This window comes from Streptomyces sp. NPDC018026 (assembly GCF_044327745.1).
GTDB classification, from domain to species: domain Bacteria; phylum Actinomycetota; class Actinomycetes; order Streptomycetales; family Streptomycetaceae; genus Streptomyces; species Streptomyces rubrogriseus.
On the sequence record NZ_JBIRFY010000011.1, the window covers coordinates 14,344 to 30,896 of the forward strand.

Sequence of the window (16,553 nt, forward strand, 5' to 3'; positions counted from 1 at the left end):
CTGTTCCACTCAAGTCAGCTGGAGGTTATTCACCATGGCACGTGCGGTCGGCATCGACCTGGGCACGACTAACTCCGTCGTCAGCGTTCTTGAGGGCGGCGAGCCCACCGTCATCACCAACGCCGAGGGCGCCAGGACCACGCCGTCCGTCGTCGCCTTCGCCAAGAACGGCGAGGTGCTCGTCGGCGAGGTGGCCAAGCGCCAGGCGGTCACGAACGTCGACAGGACCATCCGCTCGGTCAAGCGCCACATGGGCACCGACTGGAAGGTCAACCTGGACGGCAAGGACTTCAACCCGCAGCAGATCAGCGCCTTCGTGCTGCAGAAGCTGAAGCGGGACGCCGAGTCCTACCTGGGCGAGAAGGTGACCGACGCGGTCATCACCGTCCCGGCGTACTTCAACGACGCCGAGCGCCAGGCCACCAAGGAGGCCGGTGAGATCGCGGGCCTCAACGTCCTGCGCATCGTCAACGAGCCGACCGCCGCCGCGCTGGCGTACGGCCTCGACAAGGACGAGCAGGTCATCCTGGTCTTCGACCTCGGTGGCGGTACGTTCGACGTCTCGCTGCTGGAGATCGGCGACGGCGTCGTCGAGGTGAAGGCCACCAACGGTGACAACAACCTCGGTGGTGACGACTGGGACCAGCGCGTCGTCGACTACCTGGTCAAGCAGTTCCAGTCCGGCCACGGCGTGGACCTGGCCAAGGACAAGATGGCGCTGCAGCGCCTGCGCGAGGCGGCCGAGAAGGCCAAGATCGAGCTGTCCTCGTCCACCGAGACCACGATCAACCTCCCCTACATCACGGCCTCCGCCGAGGGCCCGCTGCACCTGGACGAGAAGCTCACCCGCGCCCAGTTCCAGCAGCTGACCTCCGACCTGCTGGAGCGCTGCAAGACGCCGTTCCACAACGTCATCAAGGACGCCGGGATCCAGCTGTCCGAGATCGACCACGTCGTTCTCGTCGGCGGTTCCACCCGTATGCCCGCCGTGGCCGAGCTCGTCAAGGAGCTGACCGGCGGCAAGGACGCCAACAAGGGCGTCAACCCGGACGAGGTCGTCGCCATCGGCGCCGCCCTGCAGGCCGGTGTCCTCAAGGGCGAGGTCAAGGACGTCCTGCTGCTCGACGTCACCCCGCTGTCCCTCGGCATCGAGACCAAGGGCGGCATCATGACCAAGCTGATCGAGCGGAACACGACGATCCCGACCAAGCGCTCGGAGATCTTCACCACCGCCGAGGACAACCAGCCCTCCGTGCAGATCCAGGTCTACCAGGGCGAGCGCGAGATCGCGGCGTACAACAAGAAGCTCGGGATGTTCGAGCTGACCGGTCTGCCGCCGGCGCCCCGCGGCGTCCCGCAGATCGAGGTCGCCTTCGACATCGACGCCAACGGCATCATGCACGTGACCGCGAAGGACCTGGGCACGGGCAAGGAGCAGAAGATGACCGTCACCGGCGGCTCCTCGCTGCCGAAGGACGAGGTCGACCGGATGCGCCAGGAGGCCGAGAAGTACGCGGAGGAGGACCACGCCCGCCGCGAGGCCGCCGAGTCCCGCAACCAGGGCGAGCAGCTCGTCTACCAGACGGAGAAGTTCCTCAAGGACAACGAGGACAAGGTCCCCGGCGAGGTGAAGACCGAGGTCGAGGAGTCCGTCGCCGAGCTGAAGGAGAAGCTCAAGGGCGAGGACACCGCCGAGATCCGCACCGCCACGGAGAAGGTCGCCGCCGTCTCGCAGAAGCTGGGCCAGGCCATGTACGCCGACGCGGCGGCCGCGCAGGCCGCCGGCGGCGAGGCCCCGGGCGCCGGTGCCGACGCGGGCGCCGGTGACAAGGCCGACGACGACGTCGTCGACGCCGAGATCGTGGACGACGAGCGCAAGGACGGTGCCGCGTGACGGAGGAGACCCCGGGTTTCGACGAGAAGCCCGACGTCCCCTCCGGCGCCACCCCTGACGACGCCGAGCCGCAGGCCGCCTCCGAAGAGGGGGCGGCCCCGGCCGGGGACGCGAGTGAGAACGCGGGCCTGGTGGCCCAGCTGGACCAGGTGCGCACCGCGCTGAGCGAGCGCACCGCGGACCTCCAGCGCCTCCAGGCCGAATACCAGAACTACCGCCGCCGGGTGGAGCGGGACCGCGTCGCGGTCAAGGAGATCGCCGTCGCGAACCTCCTGTCCGAGCTGCTTCCCGTGCTCGACGACGTCGGGCGCGCCCGGGACCACGGCGAACTGGTCGGTGGTTTCAAGTCCGTCGCGGAGTCGCTGGAGACGGTCATCGCCAAGATGGGCCTCCAGCAGTTCGGCAAGGAGGGCGAGCCCTTCGACCCGACGATCCACGAGGCCCTGATGCACTCCTACGCACCGGACGTCACCGAGACGACCTGCGTGGCGATCCTGCAGCCCGGGTACCGGATCGGCGAACGCACCATCCGCCCCGCGCGGGTGGCGGTCGCCGAGCCGCAGCCGGGCGCCCAGACGGTCAAGCCGGCCGAGGACGCCACCGAGGCGCAGGACGCCTCCGGCGCGGAGGACGACGCCGGGACCAAGGAGAGCGGTGGCCCGGACGAGGGCTGAGCTCGAAGTGACACGTAGGGCGCGAGAGGAGGGACGTCGGGGATGAGCACGAAGGACTTCATCGAGAAGGACTACTACAAGGTTCTCGGCGTCCCCAAGGACGCCACCGAGGCCGAGATCAAGAAGGCGTACCGGAAGCTCGCCCGCGAGAACCACCCGGACGCCAACAAGGGAAACGTCAAGGCGGAGGAGCGCTTCAAGGAGATCTCCGAGGCCAACGACATCCTCGGTGACCCCAAGAAGCGCAAGGAGTACGACGAGGCCCGCGCCCTCTTCGGCAACGGCGGCTTCCGTCCGGGGCCGGGCGCGGGCGGCGGCACCTTCAACTTCGACCTGGGCGACCTCTTCGGAGGCGGCGCCCAGGGCGGGGGAGGCCAGGGCGGCGCCGGCGGCTTCGGCGGTGGCCTCGGGGACGTCTTCGGCGGCCTGTTCAACCGCACCGGCGGTGGACCGGGCACCGGCACGCGCACCCAGCCGCGGCGCGGGCAGGACATCGAGTCCGAGGTCACCCTGAGCTTCACCGAGGCCATCGAGGGCGCGACCGTGCCGCTCAGGATGTCCTCGCAGGCGCCCTGCAAGGCCTGTTCGGGCACCGGCGACAAGAACGGCACGCCGCGCGTGTGCCCGACCTGCGTCGGCACCGGCCAGGTCGCCCGGGGCTCGGGCGGCGGCTTCTCCCTCACCGACCCGTGCCCGGACTGCAAGGGCCGCGGCCTGATCGCCGAGGACCCCTGCGAGGTCTGCAAGGGCTCCGGACGCGCCAAGTCCTCGCGGACGATGCAGGTCCGTATCCCCGCCGGGGTCTCGGACGGGCAGCGCATCCGGCTGCGCGGCAAGGGCACGCCGGGCGAGCGGGGCGGTCCGGCGGGCGACCTGTACGTGGTCGTGCACGTCAAGGACCACCCCGTCTTCGGCCGCCGGGGCGACAACCTCACCGTCACCGTCCCGGTCACCTACGCCGAGGCGGCCCTCGGCGGCGAGGTCCGCGTCCCGACCCTGGGCGGTCCGCCCGTCACGCTCAAGCTGCCGGCGGGCACGCCCAACGGCCGCACCATGCGGGCCCGGGGCAAGGGCGCGGTCCGCAAGGACGGCACCCGCGGCGACCTCCTGGTCACCGTGGAGGTGAGTGTTCCGAAGGATCTGACGGGGAAGGCTCGTGACGCGCTTCAGGCGTATCGCGAGGCGACCGCGGACGAGGATCCGCGGGCGGAGTTGTTCCAGGCCGCGAAGGGAGCTTGACGGGAATGGACGGTCGTCGACGCAACCCGTACGAACTGACCGAGGACACCCCGGTCTACGTCATCTCGGTGGCGGCCCAGCTCTCCGGTCTGCACCCGCAGACGCTGCGCCAGTACGACCGCCTCGGCCTGGTCTCCCCGGACCGCACGGCCGGCCGCGGCCGGCGCTACTCGGCCCGCGACATCGAACTGCTGCGACAGGTCCAGCAGTTGTCGCAGGACGAGGGCATCAACCTGGCCGGAATCAAGCGCATCATCGAACTGGAGAACCAGGTCGCCGAGCTGCAGGCCCGCGCGGCCGAGCTGGCCGCCGCCCTCGACGGCGCGGCCACGGCGATGCGCCAGCGCGAGGCCGCCGTGCACGCGTCGTACCGCCGTGACCTGGTTCCTTACCAAGAGGTACAGCAGACCAGCGCGCTGGTGGTCTGGCGGCCCAAGCGCCACGGCCAGTCCTCGGACTGAGCCGGACCGGCAGACGGCACAAGGGAAAACGGCATCATCGGCCCCGGAGGACCACCGCGTCCTCCGGGGCCGGTTCACAACGGTGCTGTCTCATTGGTCTAGTACTTCTTGACGATTTGGTGAAGACAGCGTTGGCTCTCTTCACCGGGGTCACCTGGGTCACCTGGATACCAACTACGCCCGTGTGTCGGAAGGTCTAGCGCAGTGAGCAGCCGTGCCCGTCGAATCGCCATATCCGTGGCCGCGTCCCTGATGACCTTCTCGCTGGCCTCCTGCGGCATGCTGGGCGCGTCGGAGAGCAGCGACGACGCCAGCCCGTCCAAGGGCAACGACCTCCTGGTCGGGCTGCTGCTGCCGGAGAAGGAGAACACGCGCTACGAGCAGTTCGACTACCCCTTCTTCAAGAAGAAGATCGGCGAGCTGACGCGCGACGAGGGCATCGTCAAGTACGCCAACGCCGAGGCCAGCGCCACGAAGCAGGCCGACCAGATGCAGCAGATGATCGAGGACAAGGTCGACGTGATCGTGCTGGACGCGGTCGACGCGCACGCCATCGCGGACGGCGTGCAGAAGGCCAAGGACGCCGGCATCCCCGTCATCGCCTACGACCGGCTGGCCGAGGGTCCGATCGACGCCTACATCTCCTTCGACAACGAGCTGGTCGGCGAGGTCCAGGGCCGCTCGCTCATCGAGGCGCTCGGCGGCGACCCGGAGAGCTCCGAGAAGATTGTCATGATGAACGGCTCGTCCACCGACCCGAACGCCAAGCAGTTCAAGGCGGGCGCGCTGGCGGAGCTGAACGGCAAGGTGACGATCGCCCAGTCCTTCGACACCAAGGACTGGAAGCCGGAGAACGCCGAGGCGAACATGACCGAGGCGATCGAGAAGATCGGCAAGAAGAACATCGCGGGCGTCTACTCCGCCAACGACGGCATGGCGGGCGGCATCATCAAGGCCCTGGAGGACGCGGGCGTCACCGACCTGCCGCCGATCACCGGCCAGGACGCGGAACTCGCGGCGGTCCAGCGGATCGTCACCGGCGAGCAGTACATGAGCGTGTACAAGTCCTACCCGCAGGAGGCCGAGAACGCCGCGGAGATGGCCGTGGCGCGGGTCCAGGGCCGGGACATCCAGTTCGACGCGCTCGCCCGCGACAAGGTCGACAGCCCCACCCACAAGGGCGTCCCCGCCCAGCTCGTCCCCGTCGTCGCCCTGACCAAGGCCAACATCGAGGAGACGGTCGTCGCGGAGGGCTTCTACAAGGTCACCGACATCTGCACCGCCAAGTACGAGGACGCGTGCGCGGAGCTCGGTCTGAAGTAGACAGCCCGCGTGCCCGCCCGGTTCCACGGTGACCGGGCGTTCCGCCCGCAACCGGCTCTTTTCGGCCTCCGTCCGCGGCGGAGCCTTGTTGCGGAGCCGGTCCCGGCCGCGCATAGTTGCGCTGCGGAAGAGCCGGAACCGGGGGTGGGATGGGCGATGGCCGGGCACGGGGCTCAGGAGCACCCCCACGGGGCCGACCGGCTGTGCGCGGCCGGGGACCGCGTGTACTCCCGGGCGGTCCGGCGCGGCCGGGTGCCGCGCCGGGACGCCGAGCCGGTCCCCTGCCTCCTGGAACTGGCCCTGCTGCACCCCGACCCCGACGACATGGACTGGCTGGTGCCGACCTCCCCGCAGGAGGTCATGACGCGGCTGCTGCGCGGGGTCCACGACGAGGTCAGCGCCAGTCAGCGGCGGGTGGGCTCGGCGGTGGAGGCCTTCGAGTGGTACGCGGGCCTCGGCCGGCTGCTCCAGACCCCGGCCGGCACGGAGAGCACGGCGATCCGGGTCCTCGACGGGCTGTCCCGCATCCAGGCCGCGATGGACGAGGCGACGCAGGCCTGCACGACGGAGGTGCTCACCGTCCAGCCCGGCGGCATCCGGCGCGAGCACGAGCTGTCCGAGGGCCTGCACCGGGCGCTGGCGCTGCGCGGGCGCGGGGTGCGGATGCGGGACCTGTACACGCACGTGGCCCGGCACGGCCAGGGCCTGCTCAACTACCTGGAGCTGATGGGCGACGCGGTGGAGGCCCGCACCCTGGACGAGGTCATCGACCGGCTCATCCTCTTCGACCGCACCGTCGCCTTCATCCCCGCCAACACCGACCGCACGATGGCACTGGAGCTGCGCCACCCCGCCCTGATCTCCTACCTGGTCACGGTCTTCGAACGGCTGTGGCGCCTCGCCATCCCCCTGACCGCCGCCCTCCCCGACACCGGCATCGAGGGCATCTCCCACCGCGAGCAGTCCATCGCGGCGCTCCTCGCGGAGGGCCACCAGGACGCGGTGATCGCGGAACGCCTCGGCATCAGCGTCCGTACGGCCCGTGCGCACATCGCCCGGCTCTCGGAGACCCTGGGTGCGGCCAGCCGCACGCAGTTGGGCGTCCGCATAGCCCAGGCCGGCCTGGACGGCGCCCCGCGCAGGGCTCCGGCCCCCGTCATCCTTTCTGATCGAGAATCCCCGACTGCCCGATGAGGTAGCCGAGTTGTGCCCGGCTCTCGCTGCCGAGGGTGGCGGCGAGTTTGGCGATGTGGACGCGGGCGGTGCGGACGTTCATGCCGAGGCGGTCGGCGATGTCGGTGTCGGTGTGGCCTTCGACGAGGAGGGCGGCTATGGCGCGTTGGCGGGGGGTGATGCCGTTGAGGGTGGGCGGGTGGACGGCCTGGGGGTGCATAGGGGTGGCGAGGTGCCACAGGCGGTCGAAGGTGTTGACGAAGTAGGCGATGAGGGCGGGGTGGCGTACTTCGAGGGCGAGGGAGCGGTCGGCGCTGGCGGGGATGAAGGCCACGGTGCGGTCGACGATGATCAGGCGTTCGGTGACCTCGTCGAGGGTGCGCGCCTCGACGTCGCCGGTCAGCTGCTCGTAGCGGGCCCGCGTGTAGGGGGCGTGGCGGATGGTGTGCTGGTACAACGCCCTTACCCGGGCCCCGCGGTCGAGGAAGGCCTGGTCCCGCTTCATGGCCCCTTCGAGGATGTCGGGGCGCTTGGTGACGTGCGAGTCGTGCGGCTGGATCGCGAGGAGCTCCTTCCTGCCCTCGGCCATGGCTTCCTCGATGGCCTGGCCCGTCCGCTCCTTGCTGCCGAGGATTCTGAGGGCCGGGGTGTCCTCGGTGAGGACGTCGCGCCGGCCCAGGCGGATGAGGGGCTCGAAGACATCGGCCATCCGCTGCCCGCGCCGCCGCTCGTCGGCGACGCGGTCCTCGGAGGACCGGAGCAGGCGTTGCAGCACCACGGTGGGCGGCACGGGCTCCAGGCGGTCCAGGTCGTCGACGGCGGGGTGGAGGAGGCCGTTGTCGATCAGGCAGGGTGCCGTCGCCGCGGCGGCGCCGGGGAGGTGCCCCTCCCGCAGTGCGCGGGCGTAGATCTCCAGGCCCGCATCACACAGCTCCTCCGCTCCGTGGTGATGCACCTCTGGGGTCACGTGTGACTCTCTTCGTCGACTGCGATCAGTGATCGTTCTCCAGGATCCCGGACTGGGCGATGAGGAAGCCGAGCTGGGCGCGGCTGCCGCTGCCGAGGGCCTGTGCCAGCTTGGCTATGTGCGCCCGGCAGGTGCGCACGTTCATGCCCAGGCGCCGGGCGATGGCTTCGTCGACGTGTCCTTCGACCAGCAGCTTGGCTATGGAGTACTGGATGTCGGTGATGCCACCCGGTGCGGGTTCGTAGGGTGCGCCCGCGCTCAGCGGCACGGACCGGCTCCACATGAATTCGAAGACCTTGATCAGGTAACGGACCAGGCCGGGGTTGCGGATCTCGAGGGCGACCTGCTGGTCGTCGCGGGTCGGGATGAACGCCACGGTCTCGTCGCAGACGATGAGGCGCTCCACCACCTCGTCGATCGTGCGGTACTCCGCCTTGCCGTTGGACAGCTGGGCGACATAGGCGATCTTCTGCGGGCTGTACCGGGCCGTGTGCTGGTAGAGCGTGCGGATCCGTACGCCGCGTTCCGTCAGCGGCTTGTCCCGCTCGAGCCCCTGGGTGAGGCTGCGTTCGGAGAACCGGTCGTCGCTCGGCTGTACCGTGAGCATCTCCGTCTGGCACTGGGTGGTGGCCAGGTTGAGGGCCGAGTTGATGCGGTCACCGCCCTCCAGCACCGTGATGGAGTGCTCGCTCCTCGCCGGCTGCGTGCCGATGGCCATGAAGGGTTCGAACGCGTCCGCCAGCTCGATCGAGAGCCGCCGCCGCTCCGTGATCTCCCGCTCGATGGGGTGCAGGCGCTGGGCCAGAGCGGCCGACGGGGGCACCGGACGCAACCAGTCGGCATCGTCCGGATCCGGGTGTATCAGCGCCAGTTCCATCAGGCAGGGAGCGGACTCCACGTCCGCCCTCGCGATCCGTCCCGTGCGTAGGGCGTTCGCGTAGAGCCGGGTACCTTCGTCGCACAGTTCGGTCACCGCATGGGGATGCGACGCCTTAGTCTGATTTGCCACCAAATCTCCACCCCCCAGGGTCCTGAACATGCAGGAACATGATGCACCGATTGTGTGGCCATGAGGTGTTGGAATGAGCCATCGTCTTACCTGACGGGGGAAGAGGAGACTTACGAGTGAGGACGAAGCCGACCATGCGCAACAGACTGGTTCGCTCGGTGCTTGCTGGCGCCCTCTTCGCCGCCGCGATCTTCGGAGCGCTGAGCTTTCACTCCGACACGGAGGGCGATGTTCGGGCGGACAGTCACTGGCCATCGGGCGTTGCGAACACGGGGGGCTGAAGTGACCACGCCACCCGACGACCGCTCCTTCCGTCGTGAAATGGCCACCGCCTACCGCTCCGGCTGGCACTTCATCGACCTGGTCACCGCGATACCGCACGCCGGTGACTCCCTGATGGTGACCGTCTTCGGCGAGCCGGTCGTCGTCACGCTGGACGAGGACGGCGACGTACGTGCGTACCGGTGTCTGCGGCGGCCTCGGGGGGCGCCGCAGCCCGTGCGGTGCGCCATCCGGTACGGAATGATTTTCGTGAACCTGGATCAGCGGGACCACCGGCTCGATCAGCCGGAGATCCCCGAAGTGAGGACCATCTCGGCCACCCCCCGCAGCGCCTGACGCGATTCCCCCGTCGTAACACAATCGCTCAGGTGCTTCCCCCCGGCAGCGGCGTCACCGTGACCTGAACACGGTGACGCCGCTGTCGCATGTGCGGACATCTCGCGACAGTGGCCGGTTCCACGACTGGCCGAAAAGGCACTCGTGTGATGCGGCCTCGACTCCTTGTGCGACCACCCTGGCGTCTCCGAGGGGAGACGTGCGTCTCCACCTTGAGTGGAATCGACTCAACTTTGTGTACGCTGGACGAGTCAGCACTGACGCGAGGAGGAGAGCCAGAACGTGGACGCCGAGCTGACCAACCGGAGCCGGGACGCGATCAACGCGGCCAGCAACCGGGCCGTGACCGAGGGAAACGCCGACCTCACCCCCGCCCACCTGCTCCTGGCCCTGCTCCAGGGGCAGGACAACGAGAACATCACCGACCTGCTCGTCGCCGTCGAGGCCGACCTCGCCGCGGTGCGCACCGGCTCCGAACGCATCGTCGCCGGGCTGCCCAGCGTGACCGGGTCCACCGTCGCACCCCCGCAACCCAGCCGTGAGATGCTCGCCGTGGTCGCCGACGCCCAGGCCCGCGCCAAGGAACTCGGGGACGAGTACCTCTCCACCGAGCACCTGCTCCTCGGCATCGCCGCGAAGGGCGGCGCGGCCGGTGAGGTACTGGAGGGGCAGGGAGCCAGTGCGAAGAAGCTGCAGGAAGCCTTCCGCAAGGCGAGGGGAGGGCGCCGCGTGACCACCGCCGACCCCGAGGGCCAGTACAAGGCCCTGGAGAAGTTCGGTACCGACCTCACCGCCGCCGCACGGGACGGGAAGCTCGACCCCGTCATCGGGCGCGACCAGGAGATCCGGCGGGTGGTCCAGGTGCTCAGCCGGCGGACCAAGAACAACCCCGTCCTCATCGGCGAGCCCGGCGTCGGCAAGACCGCCGTCGTCGAAGGACTCGCCCAGCGGATCGTCAAGGGGGACGTGCCCGAGTCCCTCAAGGACAAGCGGCTGGTGGCGCTGGACCTCGGCGCCATGGTCGCCGGGGCCAAGTACCGCGGTGAGTTCGAGGAGCGGCTGAAGACCGTCCTCGCCGAGATCAAGGACTCCGACGGGCAGGTCGTCACCTTCATCGACGAGCTGCACACCGTCGTCGGCGCCGGCGCCGGCGGGGACTCCGCCATGGACGCCGGGAACATGCTCAAGCCCATGCTCGCGCGCGGTGAGCTGCGCATGGTCGGCGCCACCACCCTCGACGAGTACCGGGAGCGGATCGAGAAGGACCCCGCCCTGGAGCGCCGCTTCCAGCAGGTGCTGGTCGCCGAGCCCACCGTCGAGGACTCCATCGCCATCCTGCGCGGGCTCAAGGGACGCTACGAGGCCCACCACAAGGTGCAGATCGCCGACAGCGCCCTGGTGGCCGCCGCCACCCTCTCCGATCGGTACATCACCTCCCGCTTCCTGCCCGACAAGGCCATCGACCTGGTCGACGAGGCCGCCTCCCGGCTGCGCATGGAGATCGACTCCTCGCCCGTCGAGATCGACGAACTCCAGCGCTCCGTCGACCGGCTCAAGATGGAGGAGCTGGCGATCGGCAAGGAGACCGACGCCGCCTCCCTGGAGCGCCTGGAGCGGCTGCGGCGCGACCTCGCCGACAAGGAGGAGGAACTGCGCGGCCTCACCGCCCGCTGGGAGAAGGAGAAGCAGTCCCTCAACCGGGTCGGCGAGCTGAAGGAGAAGCTCGACGAACTGCGCGGACAGGCCGAACGCGCCCAGCGCGACGGCGACTTCGACACCGCCAGCAAGCTGCTCTACGGCGAGATCCCCACCCTGGAGCGCGACCTGGAGGCCGCCTCCGAGGCGGAGGAAGAGGTCGCCCGGGACACCATGGTCAAGGAGGAGGTCGGCGCCGACGACATCGCCGACGTCGTCGCCTCCTGGACCGGCATCCCCGCCGGGCGCCTGCTCGAAGGCGAGACGCAGAAGCTGCTGCGCATGGAGGACGAGCTGGGCAAGCGGCTCATCGGCCAGACCGAGGCCGTACGGGCCGTCTCCGACGCCGTACGGCGCAGCCGGGCCGGGATCGCCGACCCGGACCGCCCGACCGGTTCCTTCCTCTTCCTCGGCCCCACCGGCGTCGGCAAGACCGAGCTGGCCAAGGCGCTCGCCGACTTCCTCTTCGACGACGAGCGGGCCATGGTCCGCATCGACATGAGCGAGTACAGCGAGAAGCACAGCGTGGCCCGGCTGGTCGGCGCCCCGCCCGGATACGTCGGCTACGAGGAGGGCGGCCAGCTCACCGAGGCCGTACGGCGGCGGCCGTACACCGTCGTGCTCCTCGACGAGGTGGAGAAGGCGCACCCGGAGGTCTTCGACATCCTGCTCCAGGTGCTCGACGACGGCCGCCTCACCGACGGCCAGGGCCGCACCGTCGACTTCCGCAACACCATCCTGGTGCTCACCTCCAACCTGGGCAGCCAGTACCTGGTCGACCCGACGACCGGTGAGGCGGAGAAGAAGCAGCAGGTCCTGGAGGTGGTCCGGTCCTCCTTCAAGCCGGAGTTCCTCAACCGGCTCGACGACCTGGTGGTCTTCTCGGCCCTCAGCAAGGAGGAGCTGAGCCGGATCGCACGGCTCCAGATCAACGGCCTGGCCCGCCGGCTCGCCGAACGCCGCCTCACCCTGGAGGTCACCGACGAGGCCCTCGCCTGGCTGGCCGAGGAGGGCAACGATCCGGCCTACGGTGCCCGCCCGCTGCGCCGCCTCGTCCAGACCGCGATCGGCGACCGGCTCGCCCGGGAGATCCTCTCCGGCGAGATCAAGGACGGTGACACGGTCCGCGTGGACCGCTTCGGCGACGACCTGATCGTGGGCCCGGCGACCGGCAAGACGCTGTAGAGAGCGCAAGGTCCTCCCCACCGCGGTCCTGGAGCGGTCCTCCAGGACCGCGGTGGTCGTCGTGCGGACCCCCGCGATGCGGTTTTACACGGTGAACTTCGAGTCGATAATGAGGGTTTGATGTAACTGATGCGCTGGTGTGCTCGTTGTGTCGAATGGGAGGGATATCGATATGAAGCGAGTTCTGGCCGTTCAGCGCATCAGTCGTGACACCGAGGCGTCCTCAGCACTCACGAGACAGGACGAGGCCCTGACGCGCGCGATGCGCCAGTGCACCTACAGGGAGGTGGGACGTGTCGTCGACGCCACCGTCTCCGGGGCTGTCCATCTCGATCAGCGTCCCAGTCTGAGGAGATGGCTCGCAGAGCCGCTGGTGCACGAATGGGACGTGCTCATGGTCACCGAGCAGGACCGCATTACGCGGGATGACATGCATTGGTGGCACTTTGTCGACTGGATCCTGAAGCACGGGAAGGATGTCGAGGTACTCGACGATCCGACGTTCGACATCCAGTCCGAAGACGGACGGATGCTCGCGGGTATCAAGGCGGCGCAGGCGACCAAGTACCGCAAAGCGGTGCAGGCCAAACAGCTCGACCGCACGCAGTTCTTCCGGGAGAACAGGCTGTGGAACGGTGGTGTCTGGCCGTTCGGCTATCGTGCCGAGGTCTTTTCCCACCTGGGGGAACGCCGCAAGCGTCTGATGGTCGATCCCTGTACCTCGCAGCTCGTGCGTGAAGCCTACGACCGTCTTGTGCATGGCGAGGGCACCGTCTACGCCGTGGCGAGGGACTGGAACCTTCGAGGTGTGCCGAGCGCCCGCGATCACCAGCGCAGGGAACAGAACAAGGATCTGCCGGAACAGGAACGCAGGCCGGAGAAGGGGACCCGCTGGTCCGTGACGCCACTGCGCAACATTCTCAGGTCACCCGCCCTGATGGGTGTGATGATGCATCGTTCCGAACCTGTCCTGGACGCCGAGGGGCAACCCGTGGTCTGGGCCGACCCCGTCCTCACATCCGAAGAGTTCGCAGAGCTGCAGGAAGTGGTTCTCACCGAGCAGCGCACGGCGGAATCCGGACCGGGCAAGCGCTGGCGGACTCCGCTGCTCGGTGTGGTCTTCTGCATGTGCGGTCGGCCTATGTACGTTCGGCACCAGAAGAACCATCTGGCTGATGGCACGACGGCGGTCTTGACGTACTACCAGTGCCGGTCCGTCTCCGAAATGAATCGCTGTGAGACTCCTTCGACGTGGCGGGCCGAAAGTCTCTGTGCGGTCGTGGAGCGGGACTTTCTGGACCAGGCCGGAGACCGGACCGAGATGAAGCGCACCTATGTACCGGGTCGGGACCACACTGCGGCCGTCGCCGAGTTGCGCAGCGCCCTTGCCAATCTCACCGTCGCCATCGGGACGGCAACCGCACCGGCTGCCGTTGCAGCTCTCACCCGGCAGATGGACGAGCATGCGAGAACGATCACGAGGCTGGAGGCTGAGCCGGTGGTCCACGCGCGGTGGAAGGAGGAGCCCACTGGTGTGACCTACCGAAAACAGTGGCGTGCGGCCAAGGCCTGGGAGAGCCGGGCAGCGCTCCTCGCCAAGGCCGGTGTTCGCTTCTTCTGTGAAGGAACGCACAGGTCGGGAAGCGTACACATGTACCTTCCCTCCGCTTCACAGCGACGGGTGAGCGGCGTGAGTCCTTCGAGAGAGGCTGAGGAGGTCGTCGGGATCGACCCTCTCGAGGAGGAGGCCCGCCGATATTTCACACATCTGCGGCGAACCAAGGGGATGGGACCGGGGTTCTGGTACTCGCGCTGATCCGGCCACGCGGCCGACGCCCGGCCAGGCAGGTTGCCGGGCACGGCCCAGGCGAGAGAGGGTGGTCCGTACGTCTGGCCTCAGCTATGGCCGGACGAGCCAGACGACCGCAGGAGTGTCCCAGAATGTCTATCGACCCGTCTTCGATTCCGAACTTCGGGGGCAAGCAGCCCGAGCCGCAGCCCCAAGGACCGGCGGGCCCCGTCGTCCCGGATCAGGATCTTGTGAAGCAGCTCCTCGAACAGATGGAGCTGAAGTACGTCGTCGACGACGAGGGCGACCTCGCGGCGCCGTGGGAGCAGTTCCGTACGTACTTCATGTTCCGCGGCGAGGGTGACCAGCAGGTCTTCTCGGTGCGGACGTTCTACGACCGGCCCCACCAGATCGACGAGAAGCCGCAGCTGCTCGAGTCGGTCGACGACTGGAACCGGCGCACCCTGTGGCCCAAGGTGTACTCCCACACCCACGACGACGGCACGGTCCGCCTGATCGGCGAGGCGCAGATGCTGATCGGCATGGGCGTCAGCCTGGAGCACTTCGTCTCCTCGACGGTCAGCTGGGTGCGGGCCGCCATCGAGTTCGACCGGTGGCTCGTGGAGCAGCTCGGCCTGGAGCAGGACGTCAACGAGTCGGAGAAGCCGACCGACGAGGACGGCGAGTAGTCCGCCCCCGCGGCCGAACACTGGAGAGCCCGGACCCCGGCAGTGCGGGGGCCCGGGCTCTCGTCGTACCCGGCCACGGTGCGGGTGTGCTCAGCCCGCCAGGTCCTTCAGGCGCTGTACGGCCTCCTGGAGCACCGGCAGCCGCTTGCAGAACGCGAACCGCACGAAGGGCGCGCCCTCCTCCCGGTGGTCGTAGAAGACCGCGTTGGGGACGGCGACGACGCCCGCGCGCTCGGGCAGGGAGCGGCAGAAGGCGAAGCCGTCGCGCTCGCCGAGGGGGCGGATGTCGGTGGTGACGAAGTACGTCCCGGCGGGCCGGTACACCCCGAATCCGGCCTCGGCCAGCCCCGCCGCCAGCAGGTCCCGCTTCGCCTCCATGTCCTGCCGGTAGGCGGTGAAGTACGACTCCGGCAGCGCGAGCGCCTCGGCGACCGCGTACTGGAAGGGCCCGGAGGCCACGTACGTCAGGTACTGCTTGGCCGAGCGGACCGCCGTGAGCAGGGCGGGCGCGGCGGTGACCCAGCCGACCTTCCAGCCGGTGAACGAGAACGTCTTGCCGGCCGACCCGATGGTCACCGTGCGCTCCCGCATCCCCGGGAAGGACGCCAGGGGGAGGTGCTCGGCGGTGCCGAAGACCAGGTGCTCGTAGACCTCGTCGGTCACCACCAGCAGGTCCCGCTCCACCGCCAGCTCGGCGATCGCCGCCAGCTCCTGGCGGGTGAGGACCGTGCCCGTCGGGTTGTGCGGGGTGTTCAGCAGCAGCAGGCGGGTGCGGTCGGTGACCGCGTCGCGCAGCTCGTCCAGGTCCAGCCGGAACGTGCCCTCGTGCGGCCGCAGGGTCACCGGCACGCGGGTGCCGCCCGCCATCGCGATGCAGGCCGCGTACGAGTCGTAGTACGGCTCCAGCGCGACGACCTCGTCGCCGGGCTCCAGCAGGGCCAGCAGGGCGGCCGCGATGGCCTCCGTGGCGCCGGCGGTGACCAGGACCTCGGTGTCGGGGTCGTAGGACAGGCCGTAGCGGCGCTGCTGGTGGTCGGCGACGGCGGTGCGCAGCTCGGGGACGCCGGGGCCCGGCGGGTACTGGTTGCCGCGCCCGTCGCGCAGCGCCCGCACCGCGGCCTCCCGGACCTCCTCGGGGCCGTCGGTGTCGGGGAAGCCCTGGCCGAGGTTGATCGCCCCGGTCCGCACCGCCAGGGCGGACATCTCGGCGAAGATCGTCGTCCCGAACTCCGCGAGCCGGCGGTTCAGGAGGGGGCGGGCGCTGGAGCTCATCGAGGTCATGCCGGTCATCCTGCGCCGAAGCTCTGGACTTCCTCAACTCTGCTTTGGGGCGTGGTGGCGAGGGGCATCTCCCGTTCACCGACACGCAGCGAGGCGTCCGACGGGGGACTGCTTCGGGGGACTTCCGGGCGTGGGCCCGGGAACGGAAGGAGGGTGGAGCCATGGTCACAGGCATTGTTCTGATCCTGGTCGCAGCCCTGTTGATCAGGGGAATCTCGGTGAGTCGGCGCCCGTCCCGCACCGGGCGGGGCAGGCCCTGGTCCGGCTCGGGCGGCGGCAGTGGCAGCGGGGGCAGCACCAGCAGCTGGTGGGCCGGTGACGGGGGCGGTTCGTCCTCCGGCGGCCACCACTCGGGCCACTCCTGCGGTGGCGGCTCGTCCTGCGGAGGCGGGTCGTCCTGCGGGGGAGGGGGCGGCGGCGGATGCGGTGGAGGCGGCGGCTGACACGGGGCAGCTGAGCCTTCGGTCAGGGGGAACCGCATCCCCTGCACGGGGCCCGTTCCTGGGACCGGGCCCCGCGTCCCCACCACGAGCGCCCGCCGGGTCACCCTCCCGGT

At 69.4% G+C, this 16,553-nt stretch carries 13 protein-coding genes; 10 read left to right on the forward strand and 3 right to left on the reverse strand.

All coding sequences use genetic code 11. The features are described 5' to 3' along the window. Positions 1-34 precede the first annotated feature (34 nt). The 6 genes from dnaK (at position 35) to ACH4D3_RS28990 (ending at position 6,785) form a co-directional block, all read left to right on the forward strand. A complete protein-coding gene (dnaK, locus tag ACH4D3_RS28965; RefSeq protein ID WP_398327862.1) occupies positions 35-1,894 on the forward strand; it encodes a molecular chaperone DnaK in 1,860 nt (619 codons plus the stop codon). Further along, positions 1,891-2,568, forward strand: coding sequence for a nucleotide exchange factor GrpE (gene grpE / locus ACH4D3_RS28970; RefSeq protein WP_398327865.1), 678 nt, complete (start codon positions 1,891-1,893; stop codon positions 2,566-2,568). Before dnaK ends, grpE begins: the two co-directional genes overlap by 4 nt. 42 nt (positions 2,569-2,610) lie before the next feature. Next, positions 2,611-3,807, forward strand: a complete 1,197-nt coding sequence (dnaJ, locus tag ACH4D3_RS28975) for a molecular chaperone DnaJ (RefSeq protein WP_398327868.1) — start codon at positions 2,611-2,613, stop codon at positions 3,805-3,807. 5 nt (positions 3,808-3,812) lie between these two features. After that, a complete protein-coding gene (locus ACH4D3_RS28980; protein WP_059299450.1) occupies positions 3,813-4,268 on the forward strand; it encodes a heat shock protein transcriptional repressor HspR in 456 nt (151 codons plus the stop codon). Between the two features lie 204 nt (positions 4,269-4,472). Further along, positions 4,473-5,591, forward strand: a complete 1,119-nt coding sequence (locus tag ACH4D3_RS28985) for a substrate-binding domain-containing protein (protein ID WP_398327872.1) — start codon at positions 4,473-4,475, stop codon at positions 5,589-5,591. Positions 5,592-5,747: 156 nt separating this feature from the next. Next, positions 5,748-6,785, forward strand: coding sequence for a LuxR C-terminal-related transcriptional regulator (locus ACH4D3_RS28990; RefSeq protein ID WP_398327875.1), 1,038 nt, complete (start codon positions 5,748-5,750; stop codon positions 6,783-6,785). On the opposite strand, the gene ACH4D3_RS28995 is transcribed toward ACH4D3_RS28990, so the two are convergent. Further along, entirely contained in the window at positions 6,748-7,731 is a 984-nt protein-coding gene (locus tag ACH4D3_RS28995; RefSeq protein WP_398327878.1) for a LuxR C-terminal-related transcriptional regulator, read from the reverse strand. The two genes, ACH4D3_RS28990 and ACH4D3_RS28995, sit on opposite strands and share 38 nt — an antisense overlap. A 25-nt stretch (positions 7,732-7,756) precedes the next feature. Next, positions 7,757-8,770 carry a helix-turn-helix transcriptional regulator gene (locus ACH4D3_RS29000; protein WP_385352694.1) on the reverse strand — a complete coding sequence of 338 codons (1,014 nt, stop codon included), beginning with the start codon at positions 8,768-8,770 and terminating at the stop codon, positions 7,757-7,759. A gap of 252 nt (positions 8,771-9,022) precedes the next feature. On the opposite strand from ACH4D3_RS29000, the gene ACH4D3_RS29005 reads away from it, so the two are divergent. From ACH4D3_RS29005 to ACH4D3_RS29020, 4 genes are all read left to right on the forward strand, one after another. Then, positions 9,023-9,358, forward strand: coding sequence for a hypothetical protein (locus tag ACH4D3_RS29005; protein WP_328561712.1), 336 nt, complete (start codon positions 9,023-9,025; stop codon positions 9,356-9,358). 282 nt (positions 9,359-9,640) lie between these two features. Then, positions 9,641-12,238: an ATP-dependent chaperone ClpB gene (gene clpB / locus ACH4D3_RS29010; protein ID WP_398327881.1), complete on the forward strand. Its 2,598-nt coding sequence runs from the start codon at positions 9,641-9,643 to the stop codon at positions 12,236-12,238. A 172-nt stretch (positions 12,239-12,410) separates the two neighbouring features. Beyond that, complete coding sequence (locus ACH4D3_RS29015) at positions 12,411-14,054, forward strand: recombinase family protein (protein ID WP_398327884.1); 1,644 nt, start codon at positions 12,411-12,413, stop codon at positions 14,052-14,054. Positions 14,055-14,179: 125 nt separating this feature from the next. Beyond that, positions 14,180-14,716 (forward strand): YbjN domain-containing protein, encoded by a 537-nt coding sequence (locus ACH4D3_RS29020; protein WP_164418319.1) that lies wholly within the window; start codon positions 14,180-14,182, stop codon positions 14,714-14,716. 90 nt (positions 14,717-14,806) lie between these two features. Here ACH4D3_RS29020 and ACH4D3_RS29025 read toward each other — a convergent pair whose 3' ends face one another. After that, positions 14,807-15,997, reverse strand: a complete 1,191-nt coding sequence (locus ACH4D3_RS29025) for a pyridoxal phosphate-dependent aminotransferase (RefSeq protein ID WP_398327888.1) — start codon at positions 15,995-15,997, stop codon at positions 14,807-14,809. Between the last annotated feature and the right edge of the window lie 556 nt (positions 15,998-16,553).

Bases quoted from the DNA above. Each gene is read 5' to 3' on its own strand.
- ACH4D3_RS28980 (WP_059299450.1), top strand. From the start codon at position 3,813: ATGGACGGTCGTCGACGCAACCCGTACGAACTGACCGAGGACACCCCG.
- ACH4D3_RS29015 (WP_398327884.1), top strand. From the start codon at position 12,411: ATGAAGCGAGTTCTGGCCGTTCAGCGCATCAGTCGTGACACCGAGGCG.
- dnaK (WP_398327862.1), top strand. From the start codon at position 35: ATGGCACGTGCGGTCGGCATCGACCTGGGCACGACTAACTCCGTCGTC.
- ACH4D3_RS29000 (WP_385352694.1), bottom strand. From the start codon at position 8,770: ATGTTCAGGACCCTGGGGGGTGGAGATTTGGTGGCAAATCAGACTAAG.
- ACH4D3_RS28990 (WP_398327875.1), top strand. From the start codon at position 5,748: ATGGCCGGGCACGGGGCTCAGGAGCACCCCCACGGGGCCGACCGGCTG.
- dnaJ (WP_398327868.1), top strand. From the start codon at position 2,611: ATGAGCACGAAGGACTTCATCGAGAAGGACTACTACAAGGTTCTCGGC.
- ACH4D3_RS29025 (WP_398327888.1), bottom strand. From the start codon at position 15,997: ATGACCTCGATGAGCTCCAGCGCCCGCCCCCTCCTGAACCGCCGGCTC.
- ACH4D3_RS29020 (WP_164418319.1), top strand. From the start codon at position 14,180: ATGTCTATCGACCCGTCTTCGATTCCGAACTTCGGGGGCAAGCAGCCC.